At 37.3% G+C, this 14792-nt stretch carries 15 protein-coding genes and 3 tRNA genes; 14 read left to right on the top strand and 4 right to left on the bottom strand.

The window, feature by feature from the left end; translation table 11 throughout:
- The first annotated feature begins 4 nt into the window (after positions 1-4).
- The 5 genes from BHU72_RS06505 to BHU72_RS06525 all read left to right on the top strand — a co-directional run bounded on the left by BHU72_RS06505 (position 5) and on the right by BHU72_RS06525 (position 3001).
- Positions 5-80: transfer RNA gene (locus BHU72_RS06505), tRNA-Lys, on the top strand.
- Positions 81-122: 42 nt separating this feature from the next.
- Positions 123-205: transfer RNA gene (locus tag BHU72_RS06510), tRNA-Leu, on the top strand.
- 16 nt (positions 206-221) lie between these two features.
- Positions 222-297 (top strand) — tRNA-Ala (locus BHU72_RS06515).
- A 121-nt stretch (positions 298-418) separates the two neighbouring features.
- The gene (locus BHU72_RS06520; RefSeq protein WP_069701814.1) at positions 419-859 is read left to right on the top strand and encodes a YtxH domain-containing protein; all 441 of its coding nucleotides are present in this window, start codon (positions 419-421) and stop codon (positions 857-859) included.
- A gap of 123 nt (positions 860-982) precedes the next feature.
- A complete protein-coding gene (locus BHU72_RS06525; RefSeq protein WP_069701815.1) occupies positions 983-3001 on the top strand; it encodes a methyl-accepting chemotaxis protein in 2019 nt (672 codons plus the stop codon).
- Between the two features lie 72 nt (positions 3002-3073).
- Here BHU72_RS06525 and BHU72_RS16245 read toward each other — a convergent pair whose 3' ends face one another.
- Positions 3074-3229 carry a DUF1540 domain-containing protein gene (locus tag BHU72_RS16245; RefSeq protein WP_083248296.1) on the bottom strand — a complete coding sequence of 52 codons (156 nt, stop codon included), beginning with the start codon at positions 3227-3229 and terminating at the stop codon, positions 3074-3076.
- 496 nt (positions 3230-3725) lie between these two features.
- On the opposite strand from BHU72_RS16245, the gene BHU72_RS06530 reads away from it, so the two are divergent.
- The 7 genes from BHU72_RS06530 (at position 3726) to BHU72_RS06560 (ending at position 8946) form a co-directional block, all read left to right on the top strand.
- Positions 3726-4301, top strand: coding sequence for an adaptor protein MecA (locus tag BHU72_RS06530; RefSeq protein ID WP_069701816.1), 576 nt, complete (start codon positions 3726-3728; stop codon positions 4299-4301).
- A gap of 118 nt (positions 4302-4419) precedes the next feature.
- Entirely contained in the window at positions 4420-5676 is a 1257-nt protein-coding gene (locus BHU72_RS06535) for a restriction endonuclease (protein WP_069701817.1), read from the top strand.
- A gap of 146 nt (positions 5677-5822) precedes the next feature.
- Positions 5823-6209 carry a 6-carboxytetrahydropterin synthase QueD gene (gene queD, locus BHU72_RS06540; RefSeq protein WP_069701818.1) on the top strand — a complete coding sequence of 129 codons (387 nt, stop codon included), beginning with the start codon at positions 5823-5825 and terminating at the stop codon, positions 6207-6209.
- A gap of 43 nt (positions 6210-6252) precedes the next feature.
- Positions 6253-6954 carry a 7-cyano-7-deazaguanine synthase QueC gene (queC, locus tag BHU72_RS06545; protein ID WP_083248297.1) on the top strand — a complete coding sequence of 234 codons (702 nt, stop codon included), beginning with the start codon at positions 6253-6255 and terminating at the stop codon, positions 6952-6954.
- A 14-nt stretch (positions 6955-6968) separates the two neighbouring features.
- Positions 6969-7523 carry a DUF366 family protein gene (locus BHU72_RS06550; protein ID WP_218076110.1) on the top strand — a complete coding sequence of 185 codons (555 nt, stop codon included), beginning with the start codon at positions 6969-6971 and terminating at the stop codon, positions 7521-7523.
- Positions 7524-7534: 11 nt separating this feature from the next.
- Entirely contained in the window at positions 7535-8278 is a 744-nt protein-coding gene (locus BHU72_RS06555; RefSeq protein ID WP_069701820.1) for a 7-carboxy-7-deazaguanine synthase QueE, read from the top strand.
- A gap of 47 nt (positions 8279-8325) precedes the next feature.
- Positions 8326-8946 carry a LysM peptidoglycan-binding domain-containing protein gene (locus tag BHU72_RS06560; protein ID WP_083248298.1) on the top strand — a complete coding sequence of 207 codons (621 nt, stop codon included), beginning with the start codon at positions 8326-8328 and terminating at the stop codon, positions 8944-8946.
- A 15-nt stretch (positions 8947-8961) separates the two neighbouring features.
- On the opposite strand, the gene BHU72_RS06565 is transcribed toward BHU72_RS06560, so the two are convergent.
- Together BHU72_RS06565 and BHU72_RS06570 are read right to left on the bottom strand one after the other, a co-directional pair.
- On the bottom strand, positions 8962-9657 hold the full coding sequence (locus BHU72_RS06565; RefSeq protein WP_069701822.1) for a metallophosphoesterase: 696 nt from the start codon (positions 9655-9657) through the stop codon (positions 8962-8964).
- A gap of 13 nt (positions 9658-9670) precedes the next feature.
- Positions 9671-10489 carry a RecX family transcriptional regulator gene (locus BHU72_RS06570; RefSeq protein ID WP_069701823.1) on the bottom strand — a complete coding sequence of 273 codons (819 nt, stop codon included), beginning with the start codon at positions 10487-10489 and terminating at the stop codon, positions 9671-9673.
- Positions 10490-10685: 196 nt separating this feature from the next.
- Here BHU72_RS06570 and BHU72_RS06575 point away from each other — a divergent pair, with 196 nt between their 5' ends.
- Together BHU72_RS06575 and BHU72_RS06580 are read left to right on the top strand one after the other, a co-directional pair.
- Positions 10686-11048, top strand: coding sequence for a sirohydrochlorin chelatase (locus BHU72_RS06575; RefSeq protein ID WP_069701824.1), 363 nt, complete (start codon positions 10686-10688; stop codon positions 11046-11048).
- Positions 11049-11139: 91 nt separating this feature from the next.
- On the top strand, positions 11140-12852 hold the full coding sequence (locus tag BHU72_RS06580) for a glycosyl hydrolase family 18 protein (RefSeq protein WP_069701825.1): 1713 nt from the start codon (positions 11140-11142) through the stop codon (positions 12850-12852).
- A gap of 16 nt (positions 12853-12868) precedes the next feature.
- Here BHU72_RS06580 and BHU72_RS06585 read toward each other — a convergent pair whose 3' ends face one another.
- Positions 12869-14617 carry an Rqc2 family fibronectin-binding protein gene (locus BHU72_RS06585; protein WP_069701826.1) on the bottom strand — a complete coding sequence of 583 codons (1749 nt, stop codon included), beginning with the start codon at positions 14615-14617 and terminating at the stop codon, positions 12869-12871.
- Positions 14618-14792 lie beyond the last annotated feature (175 nt).

A 14792-nucleotide genomic window follows, 5' to 3' on the forward strand; every position in this document is an offset into this window, starting at 1 on the left:
GTGCGAGCCATTAGCTCAGTTGGTAGAGCACCTGACTTTTAATCAGGGTGTCGCTGGTTCGAGTCCAGCATGGCTCACCATTTATATTACTAAGAAGTACAAATTGAATCTAAATCACACATGCGGGTGTGGCGGAATTGGCAGACGCACTAGACTTAGGATCTAGCGGGCAACCGTGGGGGTTCAAGTCCCTCCACCCGCACCACATTGCTGTTGAATACGGGGCTATAGCTCAGCTGGGAGAGCGCCTGCCTTGCACGCAGGAGGTCAGCGGTTCGATCCCGCTTGGCTCCACCAAAAAAACTGTACATTATATGTGCAGTTTTTTCCTATTTTAAAACTTGCATAAATCCATTGGTTGGAGAGAAAATAGAAATAACCCATAAGTGGTAATATCATCTGAAAGAGGGATTTCATAATGAGAATTAGTGGAATGAGAACTGGTTTTATGATGGGAAGCATGATTGGATTATTTGCAGGAATGTTTCTTTCATCAAAGGCAGGACATAAAGTGAAAGAGGAATTTGAAAGAACATATTCAGAAACAAAAAAACAACTAAGAAATTTTGCTGGTGAAACTGCAGAAAACGCGACTGACACATGGGATAACATTCAACAGAGAATGTATAACACTGTAGATGAAACTATGGACCACATGAAGCATATGAGAAGAGATATGGAAATTGGTAACACAGGTATGAGTGACGCAGGTATGGGTAACATGGGTAGTATGAAAAACATGAATGGAATGACAATGGACACTTTTGAAAATACCATTAAAAACGATAAAAGTAAAACAGATGCTTTAGTGCAAGCATTCTTATCTTCCGAAGGAATTAAAACTAAAAAGAACAAATAAGGGATTGATTATTCAATCCTTTTTTCTTTAACTTCTTTACGACCAAAAACTTTACAGTACATGTAAATCGTTATAATATATAATTAATAAGTAGTGTAGTTTAGTGAAAAGGGGCTAACAACAATGGGCGGGATACGAGGTAGATTATTATTGTTTTTTGGCACTCTAGTCGCAATTATCTGTATAGGTTTAGGTGTAGGGGCAACAATTATTGCATCTATGGCACTAGAATCGGAAATAGAAAAAGCAATACCGCAGAAAGCGGTGGATGCATCCAAGTTAATTACAAGTATGATCGACGCGCAGTTTACCTTCTTAGAAGGGGTAGCAAAGATTGAAGTGATACAAGACCCGACAATACCTATAGAAGAAAAGATATTAATTATGCAGGAAGAACATGCAAAGAGTAATTTCTCGCGGCTATTATATGCGGATACCGAAGGGAAGGCCTATGCTTCTGATGCGTATTTACGGACCAACGCCGTAGTTAATGTATCCGCCCGAAATTATTATCACAGCGCACTAAGTGGAAAGCGTAGTATAATGGAACCAACCCTAAGTGTGAATCCTGATGACAACGGAGCAATGATTATCGTTTATGCAGTACCGATTTATCATAACAACCAAACAGTAGGAGTACTAATTGCAGTAGGACAAGCTGCATTTTTGAACAACATTGCTGAGAGTATACATTACGGGAAAACGGGTTATTCATACATCGTGAATAAAGACGGTGTAGTCATAGCACATCGAAATGTGGATTTTGTAGTTAATCAATTTAATCCAATTGAGGAAGCGAAATCCGATGTAAGTTACAACAGTTTAGCAGCACAATTTAGGAGAATGATCAATAAAGAAAATAGTTTTGGAGAGTATAAAATCAATGGTGTCGATATGTATGTTGGTTTTGCTCCTGTAGAGAGTAGTGATTGGTCAGTAGCTGTAACGATAGATCGTGCAGAAGTATTAGAAGCCATCCCAGTATTACGCAATACTTTAATTGTCGGTAGTATAGTAGCACTTATAATCGGACTTATGGCTGCGTTTCTAATTGGAAGAAGTATATCGGCACCAATTAAAAATATAACGGAAACGGTTAAAATCATTTCAACCGGCGATCTAACGCCAGTTGTACCACAAGATATTATGAATAGAAAGGACGAAACAGGTGAAATAGCTGTAGCTATCAACAATATGAAGGATAACCTTAAGGGAATCGTGTCAGCAATGACGTTAAATTCCCAACAGGTTGCAACATCATCGGAGGAATTACTTGCAAGTGCCGAGCAAACAATGGACGCAACCCATCAAGCTGCTCAATCGGCACAGGAAGTGGCAGAAGGATCCGAACGACAAGTAATTAGTGCTGATGAGACGGCGAAGGCAATGGAAGAAATGACAATTGGGGTTACTAAGGTAGCTGAATCGTCGATGAATATAGCAGAGTCTGCTAGCGATATGACAGGAAGGGCCAAAGAAGGAAATCTTGCATTAAAGCAAACTATCATAAAAATGGATGCCGTAAAGGAAGGGACGGAATCAACAGCCGCAATCATTAAGACACTTAACGAACAATCCACAAAAATCAATGATATCATCCAAATCATTACAAACATTGCAGATCAAACGAATCTATTAGCTTTAAATGCAGCTATTGAAGCAGCAAGGGCTGGAGAAGCGGGCCGTGGTTTTGCGGTAGTAGCGGATGAGATTCGTAAGCTAGCGGATCAATCCTCTTCTTCTGCAGGACAAATTAAGGAGCTTATTCACATAGTTCAACAACATACACAAAAGGCATTTCATTCGATGGAACAGAATCAGAACGTTGTATCCGAGGGAACACAGATGATTGAAAATGTAGAAATCATCTTTGCAGCTATTATGGAATCAATCCAGAATGTATCTGGTCAGATTGAGGAAATCTCCTCTGTTTCGGAGCAAATGTCTGCCGGTGCAGAGCAAGTCTCTGCCTCTGTGCATGATCTAGCTGGTATTGCTAGAACCTCCGCCGATCATATGCAAGGACTGGCTGCCACTTCAGAGGAACAGCTAGCAACAATGGAAGAAGTTACGAAGCTTTCTGAGAACTTATTGAACATGGCAGATGAATTGAAACATATTGTAGAGAAATTCAGAGTATAATGGAGCAGGGAGTTTACTCCCTGCTTTTCGTATTTACCGCTTGCCCAACAAGCCTTAAATTAGCTAATTCTCTTAATCCTTGTGTTCGAAACTCATACAATCAGTACTACGGAAGTCACGCGCAATTGACTCATGAGTGCTGATTTGAACTTTTTTCTTACTGCAGCGATCCCTAGTGGTATGATGCTTGCAGGTGACAACGGTACAAAAAATTTTGTTTCCAAACATATATAACTTCCTTCCTTAGTAGCGTAGATTTTACAATTTGACTACTCTAATGTCCATCTAAGTACCATTTCAATTATCTATTTCCGTAACGTCCAATCATTATTCTTTGACCTTACATATTATAATAATATCAACTGGGTCTTGTGAACAAATTCCATTGAATGGGTTATAGGCAGGACTACTGACTGTGAATACTGCATAATAATTATTGAAAGAATGCTTTAGTATATGACATCCATTGGTTTCCTAGTATTTTATTATCAAGATTTGAACAATTTTATTTCTCTTTTGTACTGTTTTTGTGTAAAATGGATATAAGGACAAGTTTCCTAGGTTTATCTATCGTAAAATCTGTTAATAACTGATGGAATAGGTTGGTTAGGAGGTGGGCGACATCAAGTGCGAATATTTTTTAGAATGCCGCTCACTTTTTGCGTATGCAAGGCATATTCTAAATTAAAGTGAGCAGCCTTTCGTTAAGACAGGAGGGAAGCAAATGCGTGTTGAACGTTTGAATAAAGATAAAGTGAAAATTTTTATGAGCTATGAAGATTTAACGGAACGGGGCGTTGCGAAAGATGATATCTGGAGTGATGCACCAGAAGTACATGAACTATTAAACGATATGATGGATGAGGTTTACGATGAATTAGGTTTTGAAATCTATGGTTCCGTAGCAATTGAAGTATACGCTTTACCTACTCAAGGAGTTATTGTAATTATTACAAGAGGTGACGACGTAAGCAAAGAGCAACACGCAGTATATCAAGTGGATGTACGATTAGGAAATCATAGTTACATTACCTTCGCTTTCGAAAACTTTGACCACTTAGTGAACGCAGCAAAGGATCTCAATCGATTTGTAGAAGAAAAAGGTGCAGTCTATTCTTATAATGGTCAATACTTATTGTTGCTTTTGGAAGAGGATTTTAAAGTAGACCAATATGAATCTATTACAGCTATTCTTTCTGAATATGGTTCCATTTCATCTCTAACAAAGGACTTCCTAGCGGAATACGCTAAGCCGATTATTCAAGAAAATGCTATTAAAACAATTAAAGAGTATTTTTAATAAAGACAGTCATGTACACTCACTAGGGTGAAAACATGGCTGTTTTTACTAACTTCATATAAAGAATCCTGTATAAATCGTTGTAAAACGTTAACAATGATTAAAAAGGAGGTAAAATATGAAGTTACAACATATAAGTTTGAGTATATTTGCAGTAGTCTTATTATCGGGTATTATTCTATATGATATCGCCCTTGCAGTCGTTGGCTTACTTGGTATTGCATTTAGTGGTTGGGGATTTGTGTATCCTGATCGTGCAAACTTTTTAATCTATAGAGTTCAATCAAACATCGCTAAGGAAAGACTTGAAAAAGAATATCGCGAGTATCAACATTTATTAAATAAAGCAGAAGGTTACATCATTCGTTTTGCAGACACGTTTGATATGAAGTTCCCGTTAGAATGGAGTATCGATAAGAAGGGGAACGTGATGAATGCCGCCGAGAACGAATTAGGTGTAGATAAACTAATAGAGCCGTTCAAACATTTTCAAGAACTCCTACAGGACGAGGGCATGGAAATCCCAGATTATGTTGTACAGTTAGAGATTAACCGTATGGTCGATGACATGCGCTATAATGAATTTAAAATACTTCTCGAGAAACTCATAGGTGAACAACCTACTCCGAAAAATATTGTAAAAACATTTGCGCAACAAATTGGGACAACACCAGAAGAAGTACGCTATATGAATCGTGTATTCACAATAGATTTTCTGCTGCGATATTTAACGCAAAGATTCTCGCAGCGCGACATACAACTACAATTACAATTAGATATTACAAAGCCAGAAAAAGCTAAAACAGATGTACAGTTATCGCTGAAGCACTATTCGCAAGATTTAGAAAAAGAACGTCGCGTCAATACGATGCGCGGGATTTTGTATGGTAAAATTCAACCGACCAGTCATAAAGAAGTAGCCCAATGGCTTGCTTTCAGCAATAAGGAACTTGAAGAAGACTTGAGAGAATTGTTTGTACGTATGGGCTATGAAGTCAAAGAGCCAAGCACAAGAGTTCAAGGAACAGATTTCTTACTTAAGCGTTTACAACAAAAGCTTTCGATAAAGAACGCCTTTGTAATGGACGATACTACTGTATCAGCAAAGACAATCCAAGAGGCATTTGCAGGCATGAAGTATTGGGATTGCGAGATTGGAATTGTCGTTTCTAACGGTAAGTTTTCAGATGAGGCAATTGATCTTGCAAGAAAATTAGGTATTGAAATGTGGGATGCCGACACTTTGCAAAGAATGTTAGATAAATACTGGAATAACGATATTGAGTATTGGCAATTGTTAAAGCACAAAAAAATAGATTCTTTAGAAGAAAAAACTAGTGATGCGCCTCAGGTATTGCAGAGTTATAGTCACTAACATATACTATATATAGCAAAAAAAATCGCTGATTAAGCGATTTTTTGTTTATTTAGACTCATAATGAACTTTCAAATACTTTTGATTGAAGGTAACACTAGGGTATAATAGTATAGTATTACATTGATGTTTATGGAGGATATGACATGTATGAATTAAAGATAATTACTCATTTCGACTCGGCACACTCTCTGCGTGGATATAATGGAGATTGTGCGAATCTCCACGGACATACTTGGACGATTGAGGTTTACGTAGAAGGAGATCAGTTGAATGAGATTGGTTTATTAGTAGATTTTAAAGAAGTCAAAAAATACACGAATGAAATTATTAAAAGATTTGATCACCAATGTATTAATCAAATACCTGGGTTTCGGGAAAATGAATTAAATCCGACGGCTGAGAATTTAAGCAGATATATATATGAGGAATTAGCAAAACTGATGAGTCATATTGACATTCAATTGAAAAAAATATCTGTATGGGAGTCACCAAATGCTTGCGCTACATATTTTCCCAACGGTAAATCATAGTAAATAAAAAAATAAAGCCATTGATTGATGGGAGGGACACGAAATGGGAGAAGAAATGGGACAAGCTGCGGTTATATTATTATCTTCAGGGATTGATTCGTTTACATCGTTAGCGATAGCAAAAGAAAAGGGATACGAAGTTCAGTTAGCACTCACTGTCAACTACGGGCAAAAGGCTGCCTTAAGGGAGATTATGTTTGCAGAACTCATCTGTAAGCATTATGGTGTACCACATAAGGTATTAGATGTACAGGGAATCATGAACGGGGTTACATCAGGATTAACGACGAACGATGTGCCAAACATAGCACAAGATCAATTGGATGATATGGATTTGACGACTAGAACCGCTAAGAAAGTTTGGGTCCCAAACAGAAATGGACTACTGATTAATATTGCGGCCACGTATGCAGAAAATTTAGGTTGTGAATGGGTAATCACCGGTTTTAATCGCGAAGAAGCAGTGACCTTCCCGGATAATTCGGATGATTTCGTACATGCGATTAACCAATCATTGTATTACTCGACAAGCAATCATGTACAAGTGATTAGTTTTACACAATCGATGACAAAACAAGAGATTATCGATACAGCAGTGAATTTACAAGTGCCCTTGGAATATGTATGGAGTTGCTATCATGGCAATGAGCTTATGTGTGGGACTTGTGAATCTTGTCAGAGGTTAAAACGAGCGATTTCCAAGTATCCAATGTTAGTAAGTAGTATTAAATTTACGACGGAATAACTTAGAGGTGTATGATGAAGTATTTATGGCATGATGAAAGACTAACGTATGATGGAACACAACTTTCTTCGTTATTTGCGTATCGAAATTTTTCTATACAGGGTAATAGCATTATTGGTTTTCAAGGACCATGTCATGTTTCTATAGAAGAAATGGTCGACTTAGCTGACGTGAAACAGAACGCACATATCTATAGTTTAAAAATGGTGCATTTTATTGTGGAAGTTTTTGAAATGGATTTAGTGAAGACTGTATATATTCAAAGAATTCTTGTTAGTCTTGTGAAAGAGATTTTAGAGAAGTTAAGTGTGCAAGGTGTAGTTCGTCGTGGAGATGATTTATATATCGCTGATAAAAAACTGTCCGTATCGATTGCAACACTGAGCCCTGTAAGTACAATGATTCATTTTGGCATTAATGTTTCAAGTGAGGATACGCCTGTGCCAACATTAGGACTCAATGATTTAAATATTGATGCTGTTGTATTTGGGGAAATGCTACTAAAGGAATTTTCCGATGAAGTTGAGAGTGTAAATATGGCAAGATGTAAAGTAAGAGGTGTACTGTAGGGGGTGTTCGCTTGACAAAATTTACAAATGTCGTGGAAGTATTTTCAGGAATCCAGGGTGAAGGTCCTATTGTAGGTTACCGTCAGATTTTCATTCGCTTCACAGGCTGCCAGCTCAATTGCCAATATTGTGACACGAATTTTGCGATTCAAGAACAGGCTTTGATTGAAGAGAGCCCAGGACGACGTAATTTCCTAAAGGTATCCAATCCGTTATCCGATTTTGATCTATATACTTTTGTAAAGGTCTTAAATGAACAATTAGAGCATCACTCCATAAGTTTAACGGGCGGTGAACCTCTATTGCACGCAGATTTCTTGCAGTCATTTCTACCAATGGTGCAACCAATAGGGGTCCAAGTCTATCTAGAGACCAACGGGTTATTAACAGAAGAATTACAAAAGGTCCTTCCTTGGATTGATGTCATAGGTATGGATATAAAGCTCGAGAGTGCCACTCAAGAAGTAACACAGTGGGAAGTACATAAAGAATTTTTAGAATTAGCAAAAGACAAAAATGTGTTCGTAAAAGTAGTCTGTTCCGAAAAATCAACTAAAGACGAAATTCAAAGGGTGGCTCGTTTAGTACAAGCAGTTGGTGTTGATATTCCTTTGATTTTGCAGCCAGTGACTGCTTTTCAAAGCTGCCATTCACCAACACCTCAACAAGTGATTGATTTTATGGATACAGCATTACTGACGCATAAGTTAGTGAGAGTGATCCCGCAAACACATGTAATGTTACAGCAATTATAACTGATTTTAGTAATTCGTTTGCATATTTAGCAGGATTTATCATTTTTATGACGAAAACTATACATGAGACTGTATCGGGTGGTGGAATCATGGAAGTACCAATGCAACAGACGAATCTAGAAACAGATAAGGCGAAGCTAGATGCAAAGGGATCTAGAGTTTTAAAATATAAGGATCAGGGAAACAGCATGAGGTTTATATTTTTAACGATGGTATTGTTTGGAGTAGTAATTGCTTTAGTGATGTTTCAAGGCCAGATTACGACCTTATTCACTCAAGATACAGAATATGTAGCCAATCGTGTGGATGTAATTGAAGGGCAAACGATTCGATTAACTCAAAGTGTAAGAGACCAACAGCAAGCAATCCATAGTTTTGAAGTGCGATTTGCAGATAATAAGAATCAAACCGAGCAAAAATTTCAAGAGCTTGAACAGCGCATTCTTCAAATAGAAAAGGAAATGCAAGGCTTTCATCTAGCACAGGTAACTTCTTATAAAGTGAGACCTGGAGACACCCTATGGAGTATCACGGTGCGACATTATGGAACTGGGAAATATATGTTGCCGTTAGCTCAGTATAATAATCTGAGTAATCCACGACATGTTGTTTCTGGCTCAATATTGAAAATACCGCCAGCATCCTATTTTAGTGGGCTTAAAAAATAACAGCAAAGATATATATTATTTGTATAAAAGCTTAGGGATAAACTTGATATAATCGCATGAAATAAGAAGGAATTCAATACCCCAATGAGTTCCTTCTATTCTTATGTCATGACCATAACTATGTAAATGTCCATAGACGACCTTTTGCACATGGTAGGATTCTAATAATTCTATCATTTCATTTCGTTCGTGCTTGTCGTTTGTAGGCATATAGTGGAGCATTACCCAGATTGAATTCGGGTTTAAGCGTTTCGTATATTGTAATGATAACTCTAGCCTTTGTACTTCGCGCTGATATACTTTGCCGTCGTGTTCGGTGAATTCTCTATCGTTTGGGCATACCCAACCACGTGTCCCAGCGATGGCAATCCCGTCTGGTAATAAAATACTATCATTTTGTAGAGCGAAAAACCCCTCACCAAAGTAATTTCTGACTTTGCTCACGGTACTCCACCAATAATCATGATTACCGCGTACAAGTATTTTCTTACCCGGTAGATCCTTGAGATATTCTAGATCAGGGGCTAATTCGTCGAAGTTCATAGCCCACGAAATATCACCAGGAATCAGTACGTAATCATCATTATTAATAAGCTCGTGCCAATGCGCCTGGATTTTCATATGATGATCTACCCAGTGGTTTCCGAAAACATCCATAGGCTTGTCTGTGCCTAATGATAAGTGTAAGTCACTAATACCGTAAATTGCCAATCAATCCACCTCCTTAATCAAACGTTTCCTCTGTTGTCAGCTCCTGCAGAAACCTATTGATATCAACCTCTTGAAAACCCTTTGCGTATAAGTATCGTTTCATGCGACTTGTATATTCCCAGTTTGCATACTTGCTATATTTTTTGTGTGCTTTCATGCCAATGAGCTTCAAGGTAGTTACGTCATGGATGGAATCAAATATATCACGACAGTGATATATTGCTTTCTCAATAATGTCTAAAGAAAACCCTTTTCTTTGTAAATCAAGTAGCACTTTTCGTTTCCATTGTATTGCTGAATGTTTATTGTCTTTTACTATATTGTTTATATAAGAAATTGCGTTTTCTAGTTGCTTGGAATCCGAATATATGGAAAGCGCTTTTTGAATGGTATCTGGATGAATCCCTTTTTCATGTAGTGCTCGTAGGATAAGCTGAGGCCCTTTTTTTCCAGCTTGTAAATATTGTCGGACGTAGGCGTACGCATACTCTGAGTCATTCACATAAGATAATTTTACTAATTTATCGATAATCGTATGAATTACCAGGTCATCATAACTTTTACGTTGTAAATAGTCTCTAATTTCTTGGATGGTACGCATCTTCGCGCCAAGATATCGTAATGCTAACTGATATCCTTTTTTTATGCGGTCTTCCTTTGATATTGTTTCCAAAAACTGTTCATCGAATAAGGTATCTTTCTTGATTCCATATTCAATAATAATATCCTGATCTACCGCAGTTAAATATACATCTTGACCATTTTGTTCAGTATATAAGTTGTAGCGTTCTGGATTGTTTTTTTGTTGCTCTATTTTACTTATTATTGGCATGGAAAGGTCACCTCAAATTGCAAAAATCGACCATTTGATAAAAGATGTTTTAGAATGGAAGTATTATATCACATTTTACTTGTGATAAAGATATTGTTTTCAAAGAAGCACTGGGTTATAATGAAAAGCATTCTGAAAAGTGAGTCATTCACGACTGTTTGTGGAACTTGTAAGGATACGATATGGAGGTCATGAAATGAAAGTATTATTAGTATTAGGTCATGGAAGTAGAACGATAGAGGCTCAAAACATTTTTAATAGATTAGTAGATTTGATCCGGGAAAAAAGTGATTTTGAAATCGTAAAGGGTTGTTCGATGGAGAATAGTACGCCTACGTTTGAAGAAGCTGTTGAGGAACTAGTGGAATCTGGTCATCATCATATTGTATTAGCGCCGCTATTCATATACCGCGGAGTACATATCCAGGAGGACATTCCTAACACAATACTAGAATTAAAGAAGAAGTACCCAAATTTAGAGTTCCATATGACAGATGTCATAGGTGCAGATGATAGAATTGCAGAGATTATGATCGATAGAATACGTGATAGCTTTTAATTGATACCAGTATTTGATGGTTGCTGTGATATGTGTTAATTATATACAATCATTATATAATGTCGTGTATTGAGAAAGGAATTATGAATATATGCTATCTAGAAAGCTTATCAGTATGCTATTAGTTCTTACGTTTATTACGTCTATTCCTGTGACGGTTTTTGGGAACGAACAAAAGTTGAATATGAGTTATGTGTATTTTGGGGATACGAACTCTTTTATTCAGCAAGTAAATAATACAAATGGAGCTCTTCAAACCGTTTCTCCTAGTTATTTTGACTTGAAAAGTGATGGGTCATTGCATTTGAAAGTAGATGCTAGATTTGTACAAGAAATGCACAAGCAGAATATTAAAGTAGTGCCTTTTCTTAGTAATCATTGGGATCGTGAATTAGGGCGTAAAGCTTTACTAAATCGCGAAAAGCTAGCAAAGCAAATTGCGGATGCAATTAAAACCTATAATCTCGACGGGGTCAATGTTGATATTGAAAATGTTACTAGAGTCGATCGAGATAATTATACGGATTTAGTACGTCAATTACGTCAATTGCTACCAGATAAAGAGGTATCCGTTGCAGTGGCGGCAAACCCTAATGCTTGGATTGAAGGATGGCATGGATCATATAATTACACAGAGTTAGCAAAGTATAGTGATTATTTAATGATTATGGCATATGATGAGAGCTATTATGGTAGCAAACCAGGACCTGTCGCTAGTAGTTCATTTGTTGAACGATCCATTCAATACGCGTTAAAGCAAACGACTGGCGATAAGATAGTCCTTGGTATACCTTTTTACGGTAGGTACTGGCGTCATGAGTCAGATAAAGGCGGGCACGGAATTTCTGCCAATACAGTCGATGTATTAATAGAGCGGTATAATGGAAAGGTGTTTTTTGACGAAAAGAGTAAGTCGCCGTATACAACATTCACGATTCATTCTTGGCAGCCTGTTACGAAGTTAAGTAATCGTACGCTTGAGCCTGGGACGTATACAGTTTGGTACGAGGACTTCCGTTCGATTCAGCATAAAGTAGAGCTTGTTCATAAGTATAATCTAAAGGGTACTGGTAGCTGGAGTTTGAATCAAGCTCCTAAGGGGATTTGGGACCAATACGTCACATGGTTAAACGGAACATACTATGACATTCGCAATCATTGGGCAAATCATGATATGAAATCTATGATAGATAAGGGTTGGATGGTAGGAAACCAGCATACTCAGTTTCTACCGGAAAATAAATTAACCCGTGCGGAGGCAATTGCCGTATTAGTTAGAGCACTAGGATTAAAGGATAAACATTTAGAACTATATGAGCATTCAAAGTTTGCAGATATTAGTAATCACTGGGCAAAAGAGGAAATTGAATTAGCATTTCGCTTCGGTTTAGTCGAAGGGATTGATGACTACACGTTTGCTCCTAAAGACCTGTTAACACGCGAGCAAATGGCTACATTACTTGCTCGAGTTTTTGACCTAGAGAACTCACAGTCAGGCTCAAATTCTTTAATAGAAGGGGTTTCTAACGAATCTATAGCGATATCAGATGCAGAATCAACTGCTTCTACTACCAATAAAACAAATGTTGAAGTATCGCAGATAACACAAACATTATTCCCAGATCTTATATTCGGGCATTGGTCGTACTCTAGTGTTACAGCGATGGCTCATAAACAAATTATTCAAGGCTATGATGACGGATTCTTCCATCCTAAACGCAATGTAACAAGGGCGCAGTTTGCTGCCGTGATGAATCGTATAGCTAAAGACGACGCTACGAATAAGATTCTCGTCTTGAAATAATATAAAAACCTTAGTGCTATTTTTGCACTAAGGTTTTTATTGTGTGTAAGTCTGGGTTAATGTATAGAGTCTTCTGTTGTTCATAAATCACGTAACCAGGTTTTGATCCACTTGGTTTTTTTACATGCTTTACTAATGTGTAATCGACAGGTACTTGTCCAGATTCACGGGCTTTACTAAAGTATGCAGCTAAATGGGCTGCTTCTAACAGCGTTGTATCATCATATTGAGTGCTGCGAATGACAACGTGGGAGCCAGGAATATCTTTTGTATGTAACCACGTATCTAATTTATCTGCCAACTGTGTGGTTAATACATCGTTTTGTTTGTTGTTTTTCCCCACCCAAATATCAATTCCTGAACTAGATACATATTTTTGTGGTATTATTTTCTGCTGCTTTTGCTTCTTCTTGTGTTGTGTGGTCTTATTATCAAACCAATAACCTTCTTCTTCTAACTCCTGTCGAATCTCAGCCAAATCATCTAATTCCGTCGTCTCAAGTTGCTGTAAGATTGATTCTAGATAATCGATCTCTAATCGAGTGACTTGTATTTGTTCAGTCACAACGGGGATACTGTTCTTTTGCTTATTATATTTTTTAAAGTAGCTTTGGGCATTTTCGTTAGGAGTTAGACGGGGATCTAGTGGAATTATAAGCTCCGACTGTTCAGGATCGTAATAGTCTATGACGATTACTTGCTGTAACCCCTTCTGCATTTGATATAAATTGGCTGTTAAAAGTTCGCCCATTAATCGATATTGCTCTGCTTGCTCTGCTCCCTCTAATGTCCTAACTAATTTCTCAAGTTTGTTTTTTGATCGTTTTAAAGAAGAGTTTACTTTTTGGAATATAGAATGACTTTCTCTTTGCACTAGAAAATGTTGTGCCTTGTTCTGATAGAAAGCATCGATACAAGCATTAATAGATGCAAAACTATTGACTTTTGCATCTTTATACAATGGTTGTAAGTCTACAGCAGAAAAAGCAATATATTTTCCATTGTTTTGTTCAACAAGACAAGGCTGATAGTCATGCTGTTTCAATTGTAATTGTAAGTCGTTCGCTACATTGATTAGTTGGTCCGGTTGTTGATGTGATTTCTCCCATAAGAGCTCTGATATCATTGGGCTGATTCCTTGAAAATGATGAAGAAAGAATTGTTTCCACAAGACAGCTTCTCCCGAAGACTCTTTACTTTTCCAAGCTGTAAGTAGGGTTTCCAGAGACTCTGTGTTCATTTCCATCACGTTAAGCTTATCTTGGGTAGGAGGCAACGTATATTCTTTACCTGGAAGTAATTCACGAAAGCTATTGACTTGCCTGTTGACGTGGTGAATACTATCTAGAATGATTTTCCTAGATGGATCGATGAAAAGAATATTACTATGTTTGCCCATAATTTCTACAACAAGCCAGAAACGTGCAGTATCCCCGAGTTCATTTAAAGCTTCAAATTCAATTTTAATCATTCTTTCGAGTTTCCACTGTTCAATTCTGCGCACGTAACTACCTTCGAGATATTTACGTAATAGCATGCAATACATTGGTGGAATCTCAGGATTCGTATACTTTGTATTCGTCAGGTGAATCCGCGGATGGGTTGGGTCACATGAAATAAATAATTGATGACTTTTTCCGCGAGCGCGGACTTTAATAATCAGTTCTTTTGCTAGTGGTTGGTAAATCTTTTCAACCTTTCCACCGTGTATTGTATCTATTAATTCATTCGTGATAGCCCGGATTACGATACCATCAAATGCCATACAAATCATCCTTTCAAAAAACTAAAGCTAACATATTACTTTTGGATTATATATTATACCATGTTTTAGCGATAATCGATAACAATCAAAATTTATGTTGTTTGTGTTGTTTGTTTTGAATGAAGCGAAATACATAAAGAATAAAAATATAGTGTACGCAAAAAGGATTTTCTCA

It is taken from the genome of Desulfuribacillus stibiiarsenatis (assembly GCF_001742305.1).
GTDB classification, from domain to species: Bacteria; Bacillota; Bacilli; order Desulfuribacillales; family Desulfuribacillaceae; genus Desulfuribacillus_A; species Desulfuribacillus_A stibiiarsenatis.

Bases quoted from the DNA above. Each gene is read 5' to 3' on its own strand.
- BHU72_RS16245 (WP_083248296.1), bottom strand. From the start codon at position 3,229: ATGTTTGGAAACAAAATTTTTTGTACCGTTGTCACCTGCAAGCATCAT.
- queD (WP_069701818.1), top strand. From the start codon at position 5,823: ATGTATGAATTAAAGATAATTACTCATTTCGACTCGGCACACTCTCTG.
- BHU72_RS06520 (WP_069701814.1), top strand. From the start codon at position 419: ATGAGAATTAGTGGAATGAGAACTGGTTTTATGATGGGAAGCATGATT.
- BHU72_RS06535 (WP_069701817.1), top strand. From the start codon at position 4,420: ATGAAGTTACAACATATAAGTTTGAGTATATTTGCAGTAGTCTTATTA.
- BHU72_RS06570 (WP_069701823.1), bottom strand. From the start codon at position 10,489: ATGCCAATAATAAGTAAAATAGAGCAACAAAAAAACAATCCAGAACGC.
- queC (WP_083248297.1), top strand. From the start codon at position 6,253: ATGGGAGAAGAAATGGGACAAGCTGCGGTTATATTATTATCTTCAGGG.
- BHU72_RS06530 (WP_069701816.1), top strand. From the start codon at position 3,726: ATGCGTGTTGAACGTTTGAATAAAGATAAAGTGAAAATTTTTATGAGC.
- BHU72_RS06560 (WP_083248298.1), top strand. From the start codon at position 8,326: ATGACGAAAACTATACATGAGACTGTATCGGGTGGTGGAATCATGGAA.
- BHU72_RS06525 (WP_069701815.1), top strand. From the start codon at position 983: ATGGGCGGGATACGAGGTAGATTATTATTGTTTTTTGGCACTCTAGTC.
- BHU72_RS06550 (WP_218076110.1), top strand. From the start codon at position 6,969: ATGAAGTATTTATGGCATGATGAAAGACTAACGTATGATGGAACACAA.
- BHU72_RS06580 (WP_069701825.1), top strand. From the start codon at position 11,140: ATGCTATCTAGAAAGCTTATCAGTATGCTATTAGTTCTTACGTTTATT.
- BHU72_RS06585 (WP_069701826.1), bottom strand. From the start codon at position 14,617: ATGGCATTTGATGGTATCGTAATCCGGGCTATCACGAATGAATTAATA.
- BHU72_RS06575 (WP_069701824.1), top strand. From the start codon at position 10,686: ATGAAAGTATTATTAGTATTAGGTCATGGAAGTAGAACGATAGAGGCT.